This window comes from Acidimicrobiales bacterium (assembly GCA_041394245.1).
Lineage (GTDB): Bacteria > Actinomycetota > Acidimicrobiia > Acidimicrobiales > Aldehydirespiratoraceae > JAJRXC01.
This window is the reverse complement of sequence record JAWKIR010000002.1, coordinates 1,113,588-1,130,447: the sequence shown is the minus strand read 5'-3', so window position 1 is coordinate 1,130,447 and position 16,860 is coordinate 1,113,588. Positions and strand designations below refer to the sequence as shown.

The window sequence follows — 16,860 nt, the reverse complement described above, 5'->3', positions numbered from 1 at the left end:
GGTACCGGTACCATTCCCGGTGAACGATGAGCGAGCACCCCATCACCATCCGTATTCCCGGTAACCATCTCATGGGCGCCCTCCTGGGCGAGCACGACCGGCACCTTCGGCGCGTCGAGGCGGCATTCCCCGACACCGACGTGACCGTGCGGGGCAACGAGGTCCACCTCTCTGGCCCGAGCGCGCCGATCGTGCAGACCCTGTTCGAGGAACTCGTGGTCCTCGCCGAGCAGGGTCAGCGCCTCGATGAGCGTCTGCTCGACCGGACGATCGACATGGTTCGCCAGAACGAACGCCCGTCGTCGATCCTGACCCATCAGATCCTCAAGGCCGACAAGGGGCGCATCGTCCGGCCGAAGTCGAGCGGGCAGAAGGCCTACGTCGAAGCCATCGACCGCAATGTCGTCACCTTCGGGATCGGTCCCGCCGGCACCGGCAAGTCGTGGCTCGCCGTCGCCATGGCCTGCGCTGCGCTCCAGTCCGGCGCGGTCGAGCGGATCATCCTGACCCGCCCGGCGGTCGAGGCCGGTGAGCGACTCGGCTTCCTTCCCGGCGACCTCATGGCGAAGGTCGACCCCTACCTCCGTCCGCTCTACGACGCGCTCCACGACATGGTGGGGATGGAAGGGGTCGAGAAGCTGATGGATCGCAGCGTGGTCGAGGTCGCGCCCTTGGCCTTCATGCGTGGACGCACCCTCAACTCGGCGTTCATCATCCTCGACGAGGCGCAGAACACCACGCCCGAGCAGATGAAGATGTTCCTGACCCGCATCGGGTTCGGTTCCAAGGCCGTCGTGACCGGCGATGTCACCCAGGTCGACGTGCAGACCGGCAAGAGCGGGCTCCTCGGACTCGAACCGATCCTGGGCGCGATCGACGGGATCAGCTTCGTGCGCCTCAGTTCGCGCGATGTCGTCCGCCACCGGATCGTGCAGGACATCGTCGACGCCTACGAGAAGGCCGGCATCGATGCCTGACTCGGCCGACGGCCGACCGGTCGTCGTTGCGGTCGACGAGCAATCGGAGATGGCCATCGACCTCGAACGTTGGACCCGGATCGCGGTCGACAGCCTGGTCAGCGAGGGTGTCGGTGCAGGCGAACTCAACCTGCTGTTCGTCGACGAGACGGTGATGACGGAGCTCAACCGCGAACACATGGGGGAGGACCGGCCGACCGACGTCTTGTCGTTCCCGCTCGACGGCGCCGACGACGACCCGTTCGGTGACAACCTCATCGGCGACATCGTCGTCTGCCCGGTCTACGCCGCCCGCCAGGCGGCCGAGCATGCCGGTGAGCGAGGCCACGACGGATCGGTCGACGACGAACTGGCGCTCCTGATCGTCCACGGTGTGCTCCACATCCTCGGTCACGATCATGCCGAGCCCGACGAGACCGTTCGCATGCGGGCCGCCGAGGACCGGCTCCTCGATGCCCACCACCGGCCGGCATCGCGACGATGACCAGCGGACTCGTGTTCGGTGGTCTCACCGTCGTCGTGCTCGTCGTGATCGCCGCGCTGGTTGCGGCGGCCGAGACCGGCCTCACCCGCATCAGCCATGCCCGCGCCGAGTCGCTCGCGGCGGAGCATCTTCCGGGAGCCGGCGCCCTGGCCGACGTCTTGACCGACCGGGAAGCGAGCCTGGCACCGCTGCTGTTGTTGCGGGTGGTGTTCCACCTCGCGGCCGCAGCGATCGTCACCGTGCTGCTGATCGACCGTGCCGGCACCGGCTGGGTCGTCGTCGCAGTGGTGTTCGAGGTCGTGGTGCTCTACGTGCTCGCCGAGGCGATGCCCCGCACCTGGGCGCTGCAGAACCCCGATACCGCGGCGTGCCGGGCGGCGCCCATCGTGCGGGCCGTTCTGCTCATCGCGCCTCTGCGCTGGGCCAGCCGGGCACTCAACGGCGTGGCCAACGTGTTGTTGCCCGGCCCCGCCCGCCCGCCGGTCGTGACCGAGGACGAACTCATCGCCCTCACCGGCGCAGCGGCCGCCGGCGAGGCGATCGAGGTGGAGGAACGCGACCTCATCGAGTCGGTGTTCGCGCTCGGCGACACCATCGTGCGTGAGGTCATGGTTCCCCGTACCGACATGGTGACCGCCGACGCGGCGGCTCCGGTGTCGGAGGTACTCGACTTCGCCATCGATCGCGGGCTGAGTCGGTTGCCGGTGTGCGGCGACGGTATCGACGACATCGTCGGCGTCGGTCTGATCAAGGACCTGATCCGAGCGGAGCGAGCGGGCAGCGGCGACCGGCCCGTGCGGTCGTTGATGCGGCGGGCCCGCTTCGTGCCCGAGACGAAGCACGCCGACGCGTTGCTGCGCGAGATGCAGGTCGGTCAGCACCACATGGCGATCGTGGTCGACGAATACGGCGGCACCGCCGGGCTCGTGACGCTCGAGGATGTGGTGGAGGAGCTCGTCGGCGAGATCGTCGACGAGTACGACGTGGAGGAACCGCTGGTCGAGCCGCTGGCCGGTGGCGCGGTGCTGGTCCACGGTCGGATGCCGGTTGATCAGCTCCACACACTGGTCCCGTCCGAGATCGAGGACGGCGACTGGGACACCGTCGGTGGTCTGATCTTCAACACCCTCGGTCACGTTCCGAGCGTCGGCGAATGGATCGAGGAGGGAGGCGTCCGCCTCCAGGTCGAACGGATGGAGGGACGCCGCATCACCCGTGTGAGTCTCACCCCGGTCGCAGAGCCCGACGACGAGGAGCCCACCGATGACTGAGTTCCGATCGGGGTTCGTGACCCTCGTGGGCCGCCCCAACGCCGGCAAGTCGACCCTGCTCAACCGCATCCTCGGCCACAAGGTGTCGATCGTCTCCGACAAGCCGCAGACCACCCGGACCCAGGTTCGCGGGGTGCTCACCGACGACGACGTGCAGCTCGTCTTCGTCGACACGCCCGGTATCCACAAGCCCCGTACGGCCCTCGGTACGAGCCTCAACGCGACCGCCAACCAGGCGACCACCGAGGTCGACGTCGTCTGCTTCGTGCTCGACGCGACCGCGCCCTATGGCCGAGGCGACGCGTTCATCGCGGAGCGGCTTCCCCGGGGCTCCATCGTGGTCGTCACCAAGGCCGATCTGGCCTCACCCGAGAAGGTGCTGGCCCAGCTGCACGCCACGTCCGACCTCGCGGTCGAGGCGTGGTTCCCGGTTTCGGGCACGACCGGCGAAGGCGTCGACGCGCTGGTCGAGTATCTCCGCTCGCGCATGCCGGAAGGCCCGCACTTCTATCCCGACGACGTGATCACCGACGTGCCCGACGAGTTCTGGGTCGCCGAACTCGTCCGGGAGCAGCTCCTGGCCGTGACCCGTGAGGAGCTGCCGCACAGCATCGCCACCCGGGTCACCGAATGGGAGTGGCCGCGGATCCGGTGCGAGATCATCGTCGAACGCGACTCCCAGAAGGGGATCGTGATCGGGAAGAAGGGCGAGAACCTGAAGAAGGTCGGGATCGCCGTGCGAGAGCAGCTCCCGGAGGGTGTGTTCCTGGAGCTCTTCGTCAAGGTCGAGAAGAACTGGCAGCATCAGGCACACTCGGTCGAGCGGCTCGGCTACTGAACCTCAGTGCCGTGACGGGTCTCCGGGAGCCTCGTCGCCGTAGCGCTCGGCGTACGACAACCACTCCTTGAGCCATTGCGTGTAGGCGGCCTCGTCGGGCTCGCCGGTCACGGGATCGATCGCGTCGGGAAGCGGCGGCGGGCCGGTGAGCGCGGGAGTCGCCGGCGGCGCGGCCGCCTCGATGACCGATGCCGCGGGGCGGGCCGGATCGAACGGGTTCGTGGCGAAGCCGACCGACGGATCGCTGTCGGCGGCCGAAGCGAAGAGATCGCGCTTCTCCTCGAGTGGAGGAAGCTCCGGGAAGCCGTCCGAGTCGGGCGACAGGTTCGCGCCGAGCGCCTCGAACGGGTCGCCCGTGAGGTTCTCGAACAGGTCGGCACCGTCATCGGCCCACGCGTCGCGGTCGGTGAAGGGGCGGGCTCGGAAACGTGTGGGCTCGGGCGGGGGTGCCACCCCGAACGGGTCGGCCGGCGACGGTGCCGCCCAGTCGCCCAGTTCGGGCTCGCTGGATGAAAGCGGGACCGCAGCGAACGGGTCGTCCGAGAAGCCGACCGGTCCGCCCGACGGGGCGCCGGCGGGCGACGACGCGATCCCCGGGAGGGCATCGGAGAGGGGAGCCCGGCGCGGGAGGGTGGCGTTCGGGGAGACCGAGAGTTGCGGCTGCGGAGTCGACTCCGGGATCGGCAGCTCCTCGAGTCGACGTCGCATCTCCTCGAGGATCGATCGGTTGTCGCTCATCCCCGTCGGGCCGGGATCGTCGGGATCCTTGCGCTGCAGACGCAGCGAGACGAGGCCCAACACGAGAATGGAGCCGGTGCCGGCGATCGCCCACGTGACCGGGTTCTTGACGTCGCTGCCCGCCAACCACGCGTGGTACGAGCCTGCGGCCATCGCCGCGAACGAGAGCACGTGGATGACGCGCCACACCTTCACGCCGATCCGGGGGCGCACGAGCGAGGAGACCTCGACGGCGATCATGATGTAGGCGGCGACGATGCCCCAGGCGATCGCCTCGGACCGCCATTCCGATGCCCCGGGGACGAACAGTTCGCGCGGGCCGAAGTCGACATAGGAGTCGGCCCAAAGGGTGGCGATGTGGGCGATGAGGAACACCACGGTGATGCCGCCGAGGAAACGGTGGAGATCCAGGAACCAGGGCCCGGTCCGGGCCCGGATGGCGCGTGCTGACAGCATCAGCCCGACGACGACCGACGCGGTCGCCGTCGTCCAGGTCATCAGCCCGGCTGCACGGGTGGCGTACCACCACACCTGTTCACTCACGGCGTCCCAGTCGGCATCTGGTCGAGGAATCCGAGGAATTCGCCGAAACCGGCGTCAGGCCGCAGCACGGCGACGGATGATGCTCTGCACGCCGAACGGGGCGAGGAAGGCCTCGGCGTCGTCGCCGGCCACCATCGCGGCCTTCGTCAACACCTCGGCCTGTTGTGCGGTGGCACCCATGACCGTGATCGACTCGACGGCGTTGGTCGTCGGTCGACCGGTCGCCGGATCGAGGATGTGGTGGACCTCGCCGCTGCGTGTTGCCCACCGTCGCCGACGGGTGGTGCTGGTGCACACCCCGCCGTCGGTCACTTCCGGCAGGTCGAGCGCACCGCGGTCGTCGGTGAACGACCAGCCGCGTCCGGACGGGCCCTCTCCTCGGACGCGGACGTCGCCACCGATCGACACCGCGATGCCGGCCGCCCCGCGGCGGATCGCGTCATCGCTGACCAGGTCGGCGGCGCTGCCCTTGCCGATGCCGCCGAGGTCGAGCCGCACCCCGGGCGGCAGTGTGACCGCGTGCAGTGCATCGTCGAACTCGATGCCGTCCACCCCCGGAGCGGCGACGGCCGCGTCGCTCGGGTTCGCGGCGGCCGGGATCTGCGCAAAGGTGCGGTCGTAGCCGAGCGACACCATCGAGTCGTGCACCGTCGGGTCGAACCGTCCCTGGGTCGCGATGGCGCCGTCGACCGCGGCCCGGATGACCTGGAACGTGTCGGGGCTGACGAGCACCGGCACGCCCGGGGTCCGGTTGATCACGGAGATCTCGGAATCGGCGAGGAACCGGCTCCAGCGCCGCTCGAGGTCGGCGATCGCCCGCTCGGCATCGTCCAGCAGTCGCTCGTCGCGGTCGTGAACGACGAGCAGGTAGGAGGTGCCCATGGCCCGGCCGCAGCGCCGGACCTCGTGGTCAGGAGCCACCGGTCGGAATCGTGGTCGGCGGCGGGGTGGTGGGCGGAGCGATGCTCGTGGTGGTCGGCGGCGCGGCGGCGGTGGTCGTCGTGGCCGGTGCGGCAGTGGGAGCGGGGCCCGACGGCGTCGGGGTCGGGCGAGTGGTGGTGGGCGGCGCGCTGACCCGCGACGTCGTGGTCGTCGCCGCCAGACTCGGCGGCGGCGGTGGCGTCGGCGCGACCGCGGGTGCGCTCGACGGTGTGGCCTGGCCGTGCGGTGTTGCCGGCTGGCGCAGGATCGCGGCGCCGCTCAGGTCGAGCCGCTCGATGCCGGCGTTCGTCGCGGATGAACCGGGGGTGGGTTCGGGTGTGGGTGTCTCGGCCTCGGCCGAGCGTTGGGCCCACCCGATCGTCGCCATGAGGCCCGCGTAGGCGCCGAGCGCGGAGACCCCCACGGCGCGCCGGGCGCGGCGGGCGGGATGCGGGCGACGACGACGGCTCACTGTGGCCAGATCGGCATGCATCGTCGCCGAGTTGAGCAGGATCAGGCGTCGCGCAGCTCGCGCAGCAATGCCTCGGCTTCGGACCGTTCCTTGGTGCGCTTCATGGGCGGCAGCGCGTTGATCAGCTCCCACCGATACGACCGGGAGGTCGCGAGGCGCGGATCGAGCACGGCGACGACACCGCGATCGGTCGCGGAACGGATCAGTCGGCCCGCCCCCTGTGCGAGCATCGTCGCGGCGCGGGGTAGGTCGATCGTGCGGAAGGCCGCCTTGCCCGCTCGCTCGCGCCGGGCCTGCAGGACGGGGTCGTCGGGGCGTGGGAACGGGAGGCGGTCGATCACGACGAGGTTGCACGTCGAGCCCGGGATGTCGACGCCCTGCCAGAACGACATCGTCGCGAAGAGGCACGCCTCGTCGTCGTCGACGAACGCGTCGAGCAACGCCATCTTCGATCCTTCCCCTTGGACGAACACCGGCCACGGGAGTCGCGGCTCGAGATGGGCGGCGGCGTCGCGCATCGCCGACCAGCTCGTGAACAGGGCGAGCGTTCGGCCCCCGGCGGCGACGATCAGCGCCTCGAGCTCGGCCAGTCGCGCCTCGCGGTGCCCGTCGGCGCGAGGATCGGGCAGGTCGGTGGGGCAGTAGAGGAGTGCGTTGTTCTCGTAGTCGAACGGGCTGCCCACATCGATCATCGGGGTACCGGCCGGGAGACCGAGGACCGATGTGGTGGCGGGGGACAGCGTCGCCGAGGTCAACACCCCGGGTCGCTTCGACCAGAGGTTCTCTTCGAGGAGCGTGTCGATCGCGATCGGGGTGGACCTCAGGCTCGGGTTGCTGGTCGGTCCGTCGACCCAGAGCACCTCGTGGTCGATGGGCCAGCGCACGTAGTCGATGTCGTCGAGCAGCGAGGTGACGGCCTGGCGGGCCCGCAGTGCCTTGGCGGCGGTGTCGGGCGGGGCGTCCTTCGGAACCGCTCGGAGGGCGTTCATGAGTTGGTCGACGCGGCCTCGGATCAGATCGATGGTCCGGCCCGATTCCTCGTCGAGTCCATCGGGCAGTCGCTCACCGACCATGCCGTCGAGCATCGAGTGCAGCAGCGTGGCGGCTTCCTCGACGCCGACGGGGGCATCGCGATCGGCCAACACGGCGCTCGCGGCACGCGCGGCGGCCTGGAGCCGGGCGGGGCTGATCTGACGGCCGGCGGCTTCGGAGACGATGTCTTCGAGCTGGTGGGCTTCGTCGATCACGACCAGGTCGTGGTCGGGGAGGATCCCCTCGACCATGATCTCGATCGCGTAGAGGTGCAGGTTGACGACGATGACGTTCGCCTCTGCCGCCTTGCGCCGGGCTCGCTCGGCGAGACAGTCGTCGCCGACCGGGCATCGCCCCGCGCCGGGACATTCGTCGCGGCCGACGCTGACGAGGCGCCAGGTCCGGTCGTCGATGTCGGGCAACTCGGTACGGTCGCCCGTCTCCGTCGTCGCCGCGAACGCCCGGAGGCGGGAGAGCAACTCGGTGTCGAGCGTGGTCCCCCTGTCGTCGTCGAGGTCGAGGCCGAGTCGGTCGTCGGCCTCGGCTTCGTCGAGGCGCTGGAGGCACAGGTAGTTGGACCGTCCTTTCAGCACCGCGTAGTCGACGCCGCCGGGGATCAGACCGTCGAGGAACGGAAGGTCCTTCCCCGCGAGCTGGTCCTGCAGCGCCTTGGTGGCGGTGGCCACGATGGCCGTCTGGCCGGCCAACACGGTCGGCACGAGGTAGGCGAGTGACTTCCCGGTGCCCGTCCCCGCCTGCACGACGACATGGCCCCGGTCGCGGATCGCGACGGCGACCGCGGTGGCCATCTCCCGCTGGCCCTCGCGACGTTCGCCGCCGCTGGGAAGGGCGCTCGTGACCTCGTCGAGTGTTTCGAGCGTCTGCTCGGTGAGGTCCACGTTGGGGGTGCTCCGGGGGTCTGCGACCCGCCGGAGCCTAGTGGTCGGCGGAGGCCACGCAGCACCACCCGCGAGGGCTGACCCGATAGGTTCGCGGGGTGCCACTCGACGCCCTCGATCCGGAACGGATCCCCCGCCACATCGCCTGTGTGATGGACGGCAACGGACGATGGGCCCAGGCCCAGAACCTGCCCCGCACCGAGGGTCACAAGGCCGGAGAGCACTCGCTGTTCGAGGTCGTCGACGGGTGCCTCGAAGCCGGCGTCGAATGGTTGACCGTCTACGCGTTCAGCACCGAGAACTGGCGTCGCCCGAAGGACGAGGTCCGTTTCCTCATCAATTTCAACGAAGAGATCCTGCTCCGCCGCCGCGACGAACTCAACGAGCGAGGCGTCCGCATCCGCTTCATCGGTCGGCGCGACTGGCGTGTCCCGAAACGTCTCATCAAGCGCATGGACGAGGCGTCGGAACTCACGAAGCACAACACCAAGCTGACCTTCACGATCGCCTTCAACTATGGCGGGCGGGCCGAGATCGTCGACGCCGTGCGCGAGATCGCGGCCAGTGGGATCTCGCCGAGGAAGATCACCGAGTCGACCATCGCCAAGCACCTCTACGACCCGGAGATGCCCGACCCCGATCTCGTCATCCGCACGTCCGGCGAGTTCCGGATCTCCAACTTCTTGCTGTGGGAGTTGGCCTACAGCGAGTTGATCTTCACCGACACGCCATGGCCCGCGTTTCAACGCGAGCAGCTCTTCACTGCCATCGGCGAGTACCAGGAACGCGAACGCCGCTTCGGCGGCGTCAACGGCGGGGCCTGAGCCCCGTGGCGCTCTACCGCGACCATGCCGTCGTGTTGCGGTCGTGGAAGCTCGGTGAGGCCGATCGGATCATCAGCCTCCACACCCACGACCACGGCAAGGTCCGGGGCGTGGCGAAGGGCGTGCGCCGCACCAAGTCGAAGTTCGGGGCCCGGCTCGAACCGCTGAGTCATGTCTCGATCCAGCTCTACCGGGGGCGCGGCGACCTCGACACGATCACCCAGGTCGAGACCGTCGACCGATTCGTGACGCTCCGCGAGGACTCCGACCGCTTCGCCCGCGCCGAGGCGATGCTCGAAGCGGTGGATCAGGTCGCCCAGGACCGAGAACCCGATCGGGGGCTCCACGTCATGCTCGTGCGGGCGTTGCGGACGCTCAACGAGCGCGACTCACCCCTCGTCGTCGCTGCGTTCTTCTTGAAGCTGCTCGCCCACGAAGGCGTGCAACCCGAGCTCGACCTCTGTGTGGAGTGTGCGAGCCGCGGGCCGTTCGCGGCGTTCGATTTCGACGACGGTGGTGTGCGCTGCGACGACTGTCGTCGCGGTCGACCGATCAGCGACGGAGCGATCAGCCTGATGCGTCGGGTGCTCGGTGGAGGCCTTGGCGGCGTGCTCCAGGAACCCGTCGGCCCGGCGACCGGCGAGGTCGACATGCTGGCGACGGCCCTTCTCGAACACCACCTCGAACGACGGCTGCGGTCGGTCGCCGTGCTCGATCAACACCCGCACTGAACCCGTCGCCCTCTTCTCTCGGGGCGGGGCCGTCGCTCAGCGCGAGATCGGGATCCAGGCGCCGGCGGATTCGCTCCACTCCATCCATTCCGAGAGCTCGGGGTCCCATTGGATGTAGGTGTCGCGCGCCACGTCCCACTGGGGCGCGTCGATACCCGGTCGGGGCGCGGCCGGAGCCGGTGGCGCGGGCGGTGGCGGTGGCGGGGGAGCGGTCACGGCCTCGGGTTCGGGCATCGTCTCGGGTTCGGGCATCGTCTCGGGTTCGACGATCCCTTCGGGTTCGAGGATGACTTCGGGCTCGAACGCGGTGGTGGCGTCGAGCGCGCTGGTGGCATCGAATGCGGCGGACGGTTCGGGTGCCGGCTCGGGGGGCATGGCCGGTGGGGCGATCGGGGCCGTCGACGGCGGCGGCGGGGTGAACGTCGATGGCGGCGGCGGCGGTGTCACGGTCGGTGGCGTCGGTGCCGGCGGGGCGACCGGCGGTGCGGAGGGGAACCCCTGCGGCTGCGGTGGCGGCGGGGTGGGTGCCCCGATGGTCGAACCGGTCGGAGGTGGCGGGGACGCGCCGAACGGCGCAGCGGTCGCCGGCGGCGGGACGAGCGGCGAGACGGAGTTGACGCCGGCGATGGCGAGCGGTTGGCCGACCCATTTCTTGTCGATGACCACCGTCTTGGCCGCCATGTCGCCGACTCGGCGATGACCGTTGCTGGAGAGTCCGGTGATCAGGCCGACCAGCGGGAAGCACCAGGGTGCGCTGTCGACGATCCAGAGCAGCCAGCGGACGAGGTTGGCGCCGATCCCGGCCCGCTGGAACGACTCCTGGTTCACGATGCGCAGCCCGACCATCGCCTTGCCGGGGCTGAACCCGGTGATCGACGGGAGCAGCATCTGGGTGACGAAGCCGTAGAGCAGGGCGAGGAGGGCGATCAGGGCGAGGTCGCCGTTGCTGATCAGGATGGCGGTCGTGTCCGCCGCGATGCAGACGTAGTCGCTCGACGAGGCGTTGTTGATGACGTCGCAGACCAGTTCGGCCTGGAACGCCGAACCCTGGTCCTCCGACGACGCCAGCCCGACGAAGAGTGCGACCATCAACGCGACGAGGATCACGCCGTCGATCAGGTACGCGACCACGCGTCGGCCGACCACCGCGGTCGGGTCGGCAGGGGGGAGTGCAGTCTGTGTCATCACGGGGTCCATGCTCGCGCGTCGCCGCTAGCCTCGTGGCCATGCCTGAAGCGGATCCGCAGCTGTTCGACAAGATCGTGAACCTCTCGAAGCGCCGAGGTTTCGTCTTCCAGTCGGCCGAGATCTACGGCGGCTTCCGATCCACCTACGACTACGGGCCGCTCGGCGTGTTGTTGCTGCGCAACGTCAAGGACGCGTGGTGGCGTTCGATGGTCCAGATGCGTCACGACGTGGTCGGTCTCGACGCCTCGATCCTGTCGCCCCCGCAGGTCTGGGAGGCGTCGGGTCACCTGTCGAACTTCTCCGATCCGCTCGTCGATTGCACCAACTGCAACGCCCGACACCGGCTCGACAAGCTCGAGGATCCCGAGACCTGCCCGTCGTGTGGCGCCACGGGTTCGTTCACCGAGGCCCGCGAGTTCAACCTGATGTTCCAGACCCACGCCGGTCCCGTCGTCGAGACGGCCGCCGAGGTCTACCTGCGTCCCGAGACGGCGCAGGGCATGTTCATCAACTTCGCCAACGTGCTCAACACGAGTCGCAAGAAGCCGCCGTTCGGCATCGCCCAGATCGGCAAGTCGTTCCGCAACGAGATCACGCCCGGCAACTTCGTCTTTCGCACCCGCGAGTTCGAGCAGATGGAGATGGAGTTCTTCGTGCCGCCCGACGAAGCGCAGCAGTGGTACGAGTACTGGTGCCAGGCCCGCATGGACTGGTATCTCGACCTCGGCATGCCGGCCGACCATCTGCGGCTGCGGCCCCACGACGACGACGAGCTCAGCCACTACTCGTCGGGCACGTCCGACGTCGAGTTCTTCTTCCCGTGGGGCTGGGACGAGCTCGAAGGCATCGCCAACCGCGGCGACTTCGACCTCACGCAGCACGCCAACGCGTCGGGCGAGAAGCTCGACTACTTCGACCAGGCCTCGGGGGAGCGCTACACGCCCCACGTCATCGAGCCGGCCGCGGGTGCCACCCGCACCGCCATGGCGTTCCTGATGGCCGCCTACGACGAGGAGACGGTCAACGACGACACCCGCACCGTCCTGCGTCTCGATCATCGCCTCGCCCCCTACAAGGTGGCGGTGCTGCCGTTGTCGAAGAAGGACACGCTCACTCCCACGGCGCTCGAGGTCTTCGACGCGGTCAAGGGACGGTGGATGGCCGACTACGACGAGACCCAGTCGATCGGCAAGCGCTATGCCCGCCAAGACGAGATCGGCACGCCGTTCTGCATCACCGTCGACTTCGACACGCTCGATGACCGCGCCGTGACCGTGCGCGAACGCGACACCCGTGCGCAGGACCGAGTGAGCCTCGACCAGCTCGACGTGTATCTCGCGGAGCGTCTGGGCTAGTCGCCGACCGCTCCACAGAGGGAAAACAGGTCGGGGAGCGCCGAAGCGAGCTTCATCCGCTCAACCCGGACGTAGGCGTCCTCCGCCCGCGATCGGAACGCCGGGTCGGATGCCATCTCGGCCTCGAGGTGGCCGACGACCGTTGCGATGTCGCGATCGTCGACGAACAGGACGAGGTCCGCCCCGGCGCGAACCGCCGCCACCGCCCGCTCCCCCGGATCGGCGACCACGTCGGCCGCGCCCCGCATGGTGGAGAGGTCGTCGGTGATGACGACGCCGTCGTAGCCGAGCTCATCACGGAGCAATCCGGTCGTGATCGCATGTGACATCGACGCGGGACGTTCGGGATCGACGTCGGTCAGGAAGATGTGCCCGGTCATCACCATCGGCGCGACGGTCGTCTCGTAGGGAAGGCGACCGGTCGTCTCCCAGAGGGAGACCCCGCCGATGGCCGTGCTGCGCTCGCGGTGGGGGTCCTCCGGGGTCGCCCCCTGGTTGGGGAAGTGCTTCAGCGAGACCGCGAGCCCGGCCTCGCAGTGGCCCTGCACCACCGCGTTGCTCAATGCGGCGACGATGCCGGGATCGTCGCCGAAGGTGCGGCCGCTACCGGCCATGAAGTGGCCCGGATCCGTGTCGACATCCGCCACGGCGCCGAAGTTGAGGGTGATACCGAGGGAACGGAGGCTCGCCGCGTACTCGGCCGAGCGCTCCTGCAGGTCGAGGAGGACGTTGTAGGGCTCACCGCTGATGTAGCGGCTCGTCCACGAGGGTGCGGCCGGGGGTGACTCGACCGGGACCCGGACGATCGCGCCGAGTTCCGCGTCGGTCGCCACGAGGGGGTCGGGGCATTCTTCGCGTCGATGCCATGCGTTCGCGTCGAGGGTCGACACGGCGACGCGGAACGCCTCCAGGTCGTCGATGGGCGACCAGTTGCCGTTCGTCTCGGTGAGGAACACCCCGCCGACGCACGGGTCGCCGACCGTGTCGAAGAGCCGGCTGGTCAGATCCGTGCCGGTGAGCCCGGTCACGACGAGGCGGTAGGCGAGCGCGGTGTCGTCGAGGAAGCCCAGGGCCCGTTCGATCGACTCGAGATGTGGGGCGCGAGGATCCAGGGTCGTCGTGGTCGTCGTACTCGTCGTGGTCGTCGTCGAGGTCGTGCTCGACGGGACCCCGTCGGTCGGCCCGACGGTGGTGGTGCCGGTGGTGGCGGATCCCGTCGATGCCTCCGGGGCGTCGTCGCCTCCGGTCAGGGCGATCACCAGTGCGACGGCGAGCAGTGCGGCGGCGCCGAGGAGCAGGGTGCGGGTCGAGCGGGACATCGAGCGACCATCCTGCCACTGCACTGCGTGGGTGGCGTGTCGGAGGGCACTGCTAGCTTGCGAATCAATGGGTATCCACGACGATGACATCGCGAAGGTCAGGTCCTCGGCCGACCTGGTCGCGCTCATCGGCGAACACACCGAGATCAAGCGATCCGGGCGCCAGTGGATGGCCCGATGCCCGATGCACGGCGAACGCACCCCGTCGTTGTCGGTCAGCCCCGAGAAGGGTGTCTACTACTGCTTCGGCTGTCAGCGCAGCGGCGATGCCATCTCGTTCGTGCAGGAGATGGACAATCTCGATTTCGCCGGCGCGGTCGAATCGCTCGCGTCCCGCTACGGCATCGAGCTGCGCTACACGAGCAAGGACGAAGGTTCCCAGCGGGCCCGCAAGCGGGGCCTGCTGGATGCGGTCGAGAAGGCCGTCGCCTTCTACCACGACCGGCTGTTGACCTCTCCCGAAGCGGGCGAGGCCCGCAGCTACCTTCGCTCTCGTGGTTACGACGGCGAGGTGGTACGGCGTTACCGGATCGGATGGGCGCCCGACGCCTGGGATCAGCTCGCCCGTCATCTGCGGCTCAGCGCCGACGATCTGCGCGACAGCGGCCTGGGGTTCGTCAACAAGGCCGGCCGCCAACAAGACGCGTTCCGGGCCCGGGTGATGTTTCCGATCCAGGACGAGCGCGGCGATGCGGTCGGATTCGGTGGGCGCATACTCCCAGGTCACGAGGGTTCCAAGTACAAGAACACCACCACCGAGTCGCTTGTCTACGACAAGAGCCGGGTGCTCTACGGGCTCCACACCCATCGTGAGGGCATCGTCAAGGCCGGCGAGGCCATCATCTGCGAGGGCTACACCGACGTGATCGGCTTCGCCGATGCCGGCATCCCCCGGGCCGTGGCCACGTGTGGCACCGCGATGACCGAGGACCACGTGAAGCTGCTCAAGCGGTTCTCGGCCAGTCGCCTGGTGCTGGCGTTCGACGCCGACGCGGCCGGCCTGGCCGCCGCGGCCCGGGTCTACGAATGGGAGCGTGAGCACGAGCTCGAGGTGCGCGTCGCCGACCTGCCTGCCGGTGTCGATCCCGCCGATCTCGCACGCGAAGATCCTGCAGAGCTGCAGCGAGCGGTCGACGAGGCCATCCCGTTCCTGAGTTTCCGTCTCGAACGGGTGTTGTCCGCCGGCGACATGTCGACGGTCGAGGGTCGGGCCCGCACCGCCGAGGCCGCGCTCGACGTGATCACCGAACACCCCGATCCGCTCGTGCGCGACGCCTATCTGCTCGAGGTGTCAGACCGCTGTCGCGTCGACCTCTCCCGGCTGCGCGAGCTGGCATCAGCCCCCCGGCAGAGGGCGGTCGAACGCGAGACCGTGCCGCCGAGACGCCGCGAGGAGCCCGCTCGCGACGAGCCTCGCGCCGTACCCAACCAGCCCGACGACTACTACGCCGACGATCCGGGCATGCTGCCCGCCGACGTGCTCATCGAGGCCGAGTCCGGTTCGACCGCAGCCGAGGACGAAGCGCTGCGTCTCGCCATCCACCGGCCCGAGGAGATCACCCGGCTGCACGCCGTGCTGTTCGGCGATCCGGTTCGTCGAGAGGCGTTCCACGCGTTGAGCACGGGTGGTTTGCTCGGTGCCGGTGAACGGGCCGGCGAACGGGCGGCGTCGTTGCTGCGGCGCCTCGCCGTCGATCCCTCCGACGCCGAAGCCGACGACGTGCTCGGCGGACTCGCCCGTCTCGCCGGCCGTCGCACCCTCGACGATCTCCGTCGAGTGCAGCGCGCGCTCGACTCGACCGACGAGCAGAAGCGGCACGCCGTGGCCTCGATCGGCCCGCTCAAGCTGCTGATCGAACGGCTCGACGAACGTGAGACGCGGGAAGAGGCCATCAGCCACTTGCTACCGTGGCTCATCGGCTACGAGGAGGGGAGGAGCACATGACCGACACCGCAGCACAGCTTCCGCTCCCCGACGACGCCGCCGTCCTCTTCGCCGCACTGCTCGAGACCGGCAAGGTCTCGGGCCACCTCTCGCTCGATCAGCTGGTCCACACGCTCAAGGATGTCGAGTTCGACATGGACCTCTTCGAGCAGATCCGCACGGTGTGCGAGGTCGAAGGGATCGTCATCGACGAGGACGAGTCGTCGCCGGTTCCACCGGAGATCGTGGTCCCGGGAGCCGTTTCGGAGCAACCTTCCCAGGAGGAGCTCGACGCCGCGCCGGTCGATCACGCCCGGGTGGCCCGTGCCGCCGCATTCGCCGCCAGCATCGGCGACGACGTCGAGGAACCGTCGCGCCGTCGACTCCACCGCCAGCGGGGGGAGGGTGGCAGTTCCGACGACCCCGTCCGCATGTATCTCAAGGAGATCGGGCAGGTCCCGCTGCTCGATGCTCGCCAGGAAGTGCGCATCGCCGCCCGCATCCGCCGTGGAGGCGAGGGCGAGATCGAGCTCGCCGAACTGGCTGCCTCGGGCAAGCTCGACACCCTCGATCCCGGTGAGCGGGCCCGACTGAATCGGGTCGTGCGAGACGGGGAGCGGGCGCGCGACGAACTCACGCAGGCGAATCTGCGCCTCGTGGTGTCGATCGCCAAGCGCTATGTCGGCCGGGGCATGGTCCTGCTCGATCTCGTGCAGGAGGGCAACCTCGGCCTGATGCGTGCGGTCGAGAAGTTCGACCACACCAAGGGCTTCAAGTTCTCCACCTACGCCACCTGGTGGATCCGACAGGCGATCACCCGGGCGATCGCCGACCAGGCCCGCACCATCCGCATCCCGGTCCACATGGTCGAGGCCATGAATCGTGTCAAGCGGGTCCAGCGTCAGATGCACCAGGATCTCGAGCGTGAGCCGACCGTCGAGGAATTGGCCGCGGAGGTCGACGAGCCGGTCGAGAAGATCCGCGAGATCCTCCGCATCGCCCAGGATCCACTGTCACTCGACTCGCCGGTGGGTGAGGAGGACGAGTCCAATCTCGGCGACTTCATCGAGGACCAGAACGCGATCGCGCCGATCGACGCCGCCGCTCGGCACCTGCTCGCCGCCGCCGTCGAGGAAGTGCTCCACGAGCTCTCCGAGCGCGAGCAGGAAGTCGTTCGCCTCCGCTTCGGGCTCGACGACGGACGCCCTCGCACCCTCGAAGAGGTGGGTCGGCAGTTCGGTGTGACACGCGAACGGATCCGCCAGATCGAAGCGAAGACCCTCGCGAAGCTTCGTCACCCCCACCGCAGCGACCGCCTCCGCGACTATCTGGAGAACGGCTGAG

The 16,860-nt window shown here is 69.1% G+C and carries 15 protein-coding genes; 9 read left to right on the top strand and 6 right to left on the bottom strand.

What is annotated here, in order from left to right:
• Window positions 1-26 precede the first annotated feature (26 nt).
• From R2707_05720 to era, 4 genes are read left to right on the top strand one after another with little or no spacing between them, the layout of a single operon-like run.
• Window positions 27-977 (top strand): PhoH family protein, encoded by a 951-nt coding sequence (locus tag R2707_05720; protein MEZ5244576.1) that lies wholly within the window; start codon window positions 27-29, stop codon window positions 975-977.
• Window positions 970-1,461 (top strand): rRNA maturation RNase YbeY, encoded by a 492-nt coding sequence (gene ybeY / locus R2707_05715; GenBank protein ID MEZ5244575.1) that lies wholly within the window; start codon window positions 970-972, stop codon window positions 1,459-1,461. The genes R2707_05720 and ybeY overlap by 8 nt, the downstream gene beginning before the upstream one ends.
• Window positions 1,458-2,732 (top strand): hemolysin family protein, encoded by a 1,275-nt coding sequence (locus R2707_05710; GenBank protein ID MEZ5244574.1) that lies wholly within the window; start codon window positions 1,458-1,460, stop codon window positions 2,730-2,732. The genes ybeY and R2707_05710 overlap by 4 nt, the downstream gene beginning before the upstream one ends.
• The gene (gene era / locus R2707_05705) at window positions 2,725-3,570 is read left to right on the top strand and encodes a GTPase Era (GenBank protein MEZ5244573.1); all 846 of its coding nucleotides are present in this window, start codon (window positions 2,725-2,727) and stop codon (window positions 3,568-3,570) included. The genes R2707_05710 and era overlap by 8 nt, the downstream gene beginning before the upstream one ends.
• Before the next feature lie 3 nt (window positions 3,571-3,573).
• Here the strand turns inward: era and R2707_05700 are convergent, their stop codons facing one another.
• Genes R2707_05700 through R2707_05685 form a run of 4 tightly spaced genes read right to left on the bottom strand, consistent with a single transcriptional unit; the run spans window position 3,574 to window position 8,175 of the window.
• Window positions 3,574-4,851: a ferric reductase-like transmembrane domain-containing protein gene (locus R2707_05700; GenBank protein ID MEZ5244572.1), complete on the bottom strand. Its 1,278-nt coding sequence runs from the start codon at window positions 4,849-4,851 to the stop codon at window positions 3,574-3,576.
• A 54-nt stretch (window positions 4,852-4,905) separates the two neighbouring features.
• A complete protein-coding gene (locus R2707_05695; protein MEZ5244571.1) occupies window positions 4,906-5,772 on the bottom strand; it encodes an FAD:protein FMN transferase in 867 nt (288 codons plus the stop codon).
• Entirely contained in the window at window positions 5,762-6,265 is a 504-nt protein-coding gene (locus R2707_05690) for a hypothetical protein (GenBank protein MEZ5244570.1), read from the bottom strand. Before R2707_05690 ends, R2707_05695 begins: the two co-directional genes overlap by 11 nt.
• Before the next feature lie 20 nt (window positions 6,266-6,285).
• On the bottom strand, window positions 6,286-8,175 hold the full coding sequence (locus R2707_05685) for an ATP-dependent DNA helicase (protein ID MEZ5244569.1): 1,890 nt from the start codon (window positions 8,173-8,175) through the stop codon (window positions 6,286-6,288).
• 98 nt (window positions 8,176-8,273) lie between these two features.
• On the opposite strand from R2707_05685, the gene uppS reads away from it, so the two are divergent.
• Both uppS and recO read left to right on the top strand, forming a co-directional pair.
• Entirely contained in the window at window positions 8,274-8,999 is a 726-nt protein-coding gene (gene uppS / locus R2707_05680) for a polyprenyl diphosphate synthase (GenBank protein ID MEZ5244568.1), read from the top strand.
• Window positions 9,000-9,004: 5 nt separating this feature from the next.
• Window positions 9,005-9,730, top strand: a complete 726-nt coding sequence (gene recO / locus R2707_05675; GenBank protein ID MEZ5244567.1) for a DNA repair protein RecO — start codon at window positions 9,005-9,007, stop codon at window positions 9,728-9,730.
• 36 nt (window positions 9,731-9,766) lie between these two features.
• On the opposite strand, the gene R2707_05670 is transcribed toward recO, so the two are convergent.
• Window positions 9,767-10,915: an RDD family protein gene (locus tag R2707_05670; protein MEZ5244566.1), complete on the bottom strand. Its 1,149-nt coding sequence runs from the start codon at window positions 10,913-10,915 to the stop codon at window positions 9,767-9,769.
• A gap of 41 nt (window positions 10,916-10,956) precedes the next feature.
• On the opposite strand from R2707_05670, the gene R2707_05665 reads away from it, so the two are divergent.
• Window positions 10,957-12,273, top strand: a complete 1,317-nt coding sequence (locus tag R2707_05665; GenBank protein MEZ5244565.1) for a glycine--tRNA ligase — start codon at window positions 10,957-10,959, stop codon at window positions 12,271-12,273.
• Here the strand turns inward: R2707_05665 and R2707_05660 are convergent.
• A complete protein-coding gene (locus R2707_05660; GenBank protein ID MEZ5244564.1) occupies window positions 12,270-13,592 on the bottom strand; it encodes a glycoside hydrolase family 3 N-terminal domain-containing protein in 1,323 nt (440 codons plus the stop codon). The two genes, R2707_05665 and R2707_05660, sit on opposite strands and share 4 nt — an antisense overlap.
• Before the next feature lie 67 nt (window positions 13,593-13,659).
• Between R2707_05660 and dnaG the strand changes: the two genes are divergently transcribed.
• Window positions 13,660-15,537, top strand: a complete 1,878-nt coding sequence (gene dnaG, locus R2707_05655) for a DNA primase (protein MEZ5244563.1) — start codon at window positions 13,660-13,662, stop codon at window positions 15,535-15,537.
• Window positions 15,534-16,859, top strand: a complete 1,326-nt coding sequence (gene rpoD / locus R2707_05650; GenBank protein ID MEZ5244562.1) for an RNA polymerase sigma factor RpoD — start codon at window positions 15,534-15,536, stop codon at window positions 16,857-16,859. Before dnaG ends, rpoD begins: the two co-directional genes overlap by 4 nt.
• Window position 16,860: the final 1 nt, after the last annotated feature.

Coding starts and splice junctions, on each gene's coding strand:
- R2707_05720 (MEZ5244576.1), top strand. CDS start 27: ATGAGCGAGCACCCCATCACCATCCGTATTCCCGGTAACCATCTCATG.
- ybeY (MEZ5244575.1), top strand. CDS start 970: ATGCCTGACTCGGCCGACGGCCGACCGGTCGTCGTTGCGGTCGACGAG.
- R2707_05710 (MEZ5244574.1), top strand. CDS start 1,458: ATGACCAGCGGACTCGTGTTCGGTGGTCTCACCGTCGTCGTGCTCGTC.
- era (MEZ5244573.1), top strand. CDS start 2,725: ATGACTGAGTTCCGATCGGGGTTCGTGACCCTCGTGGGCCGCCCCAAC.
- R2707_05690 (MEZ5244570.1), bottom strand. CDS start 6,265: ATGCATGCCGATCTGGCCACAGTGAGCCGTCGTCGTCGCCCGCATCCC.
- R2707_05670 (MEZ5244566.1), bottom strand. CDS start 10,915: ATGACACAGACTGCACTCCCCCCTGCCGACCCGACCGCGGTGGTCGGC.
- R2707_05665 (MEZ5244565.1), top strand. CDS start 10,957: ATGCCTGAAGCGGATCCGCAGCTGTTCGACAAGATCGTGAACCTCTCG.
- R2707_05660 (MEZ5244564.1), bottom strand. CDS start 13,592: ATGTCCCGCTCGACCCGCACCCTGCTCCTCGGCGCCGCCGCACTGCTC.
- dnaG (MEZ5244563.1), top strand. CDS start 13,660: ATGGGTATCCACGACGATGACATCGCGAAGGTCAGGTCCTCGGCCGAC.
- rpoD (MEZ5244562.1), top strand. CDS start 15,534: ATGACCGACACCGCAGCACAGCTTCCGCTCCCCGACGACGCCGCCGTC.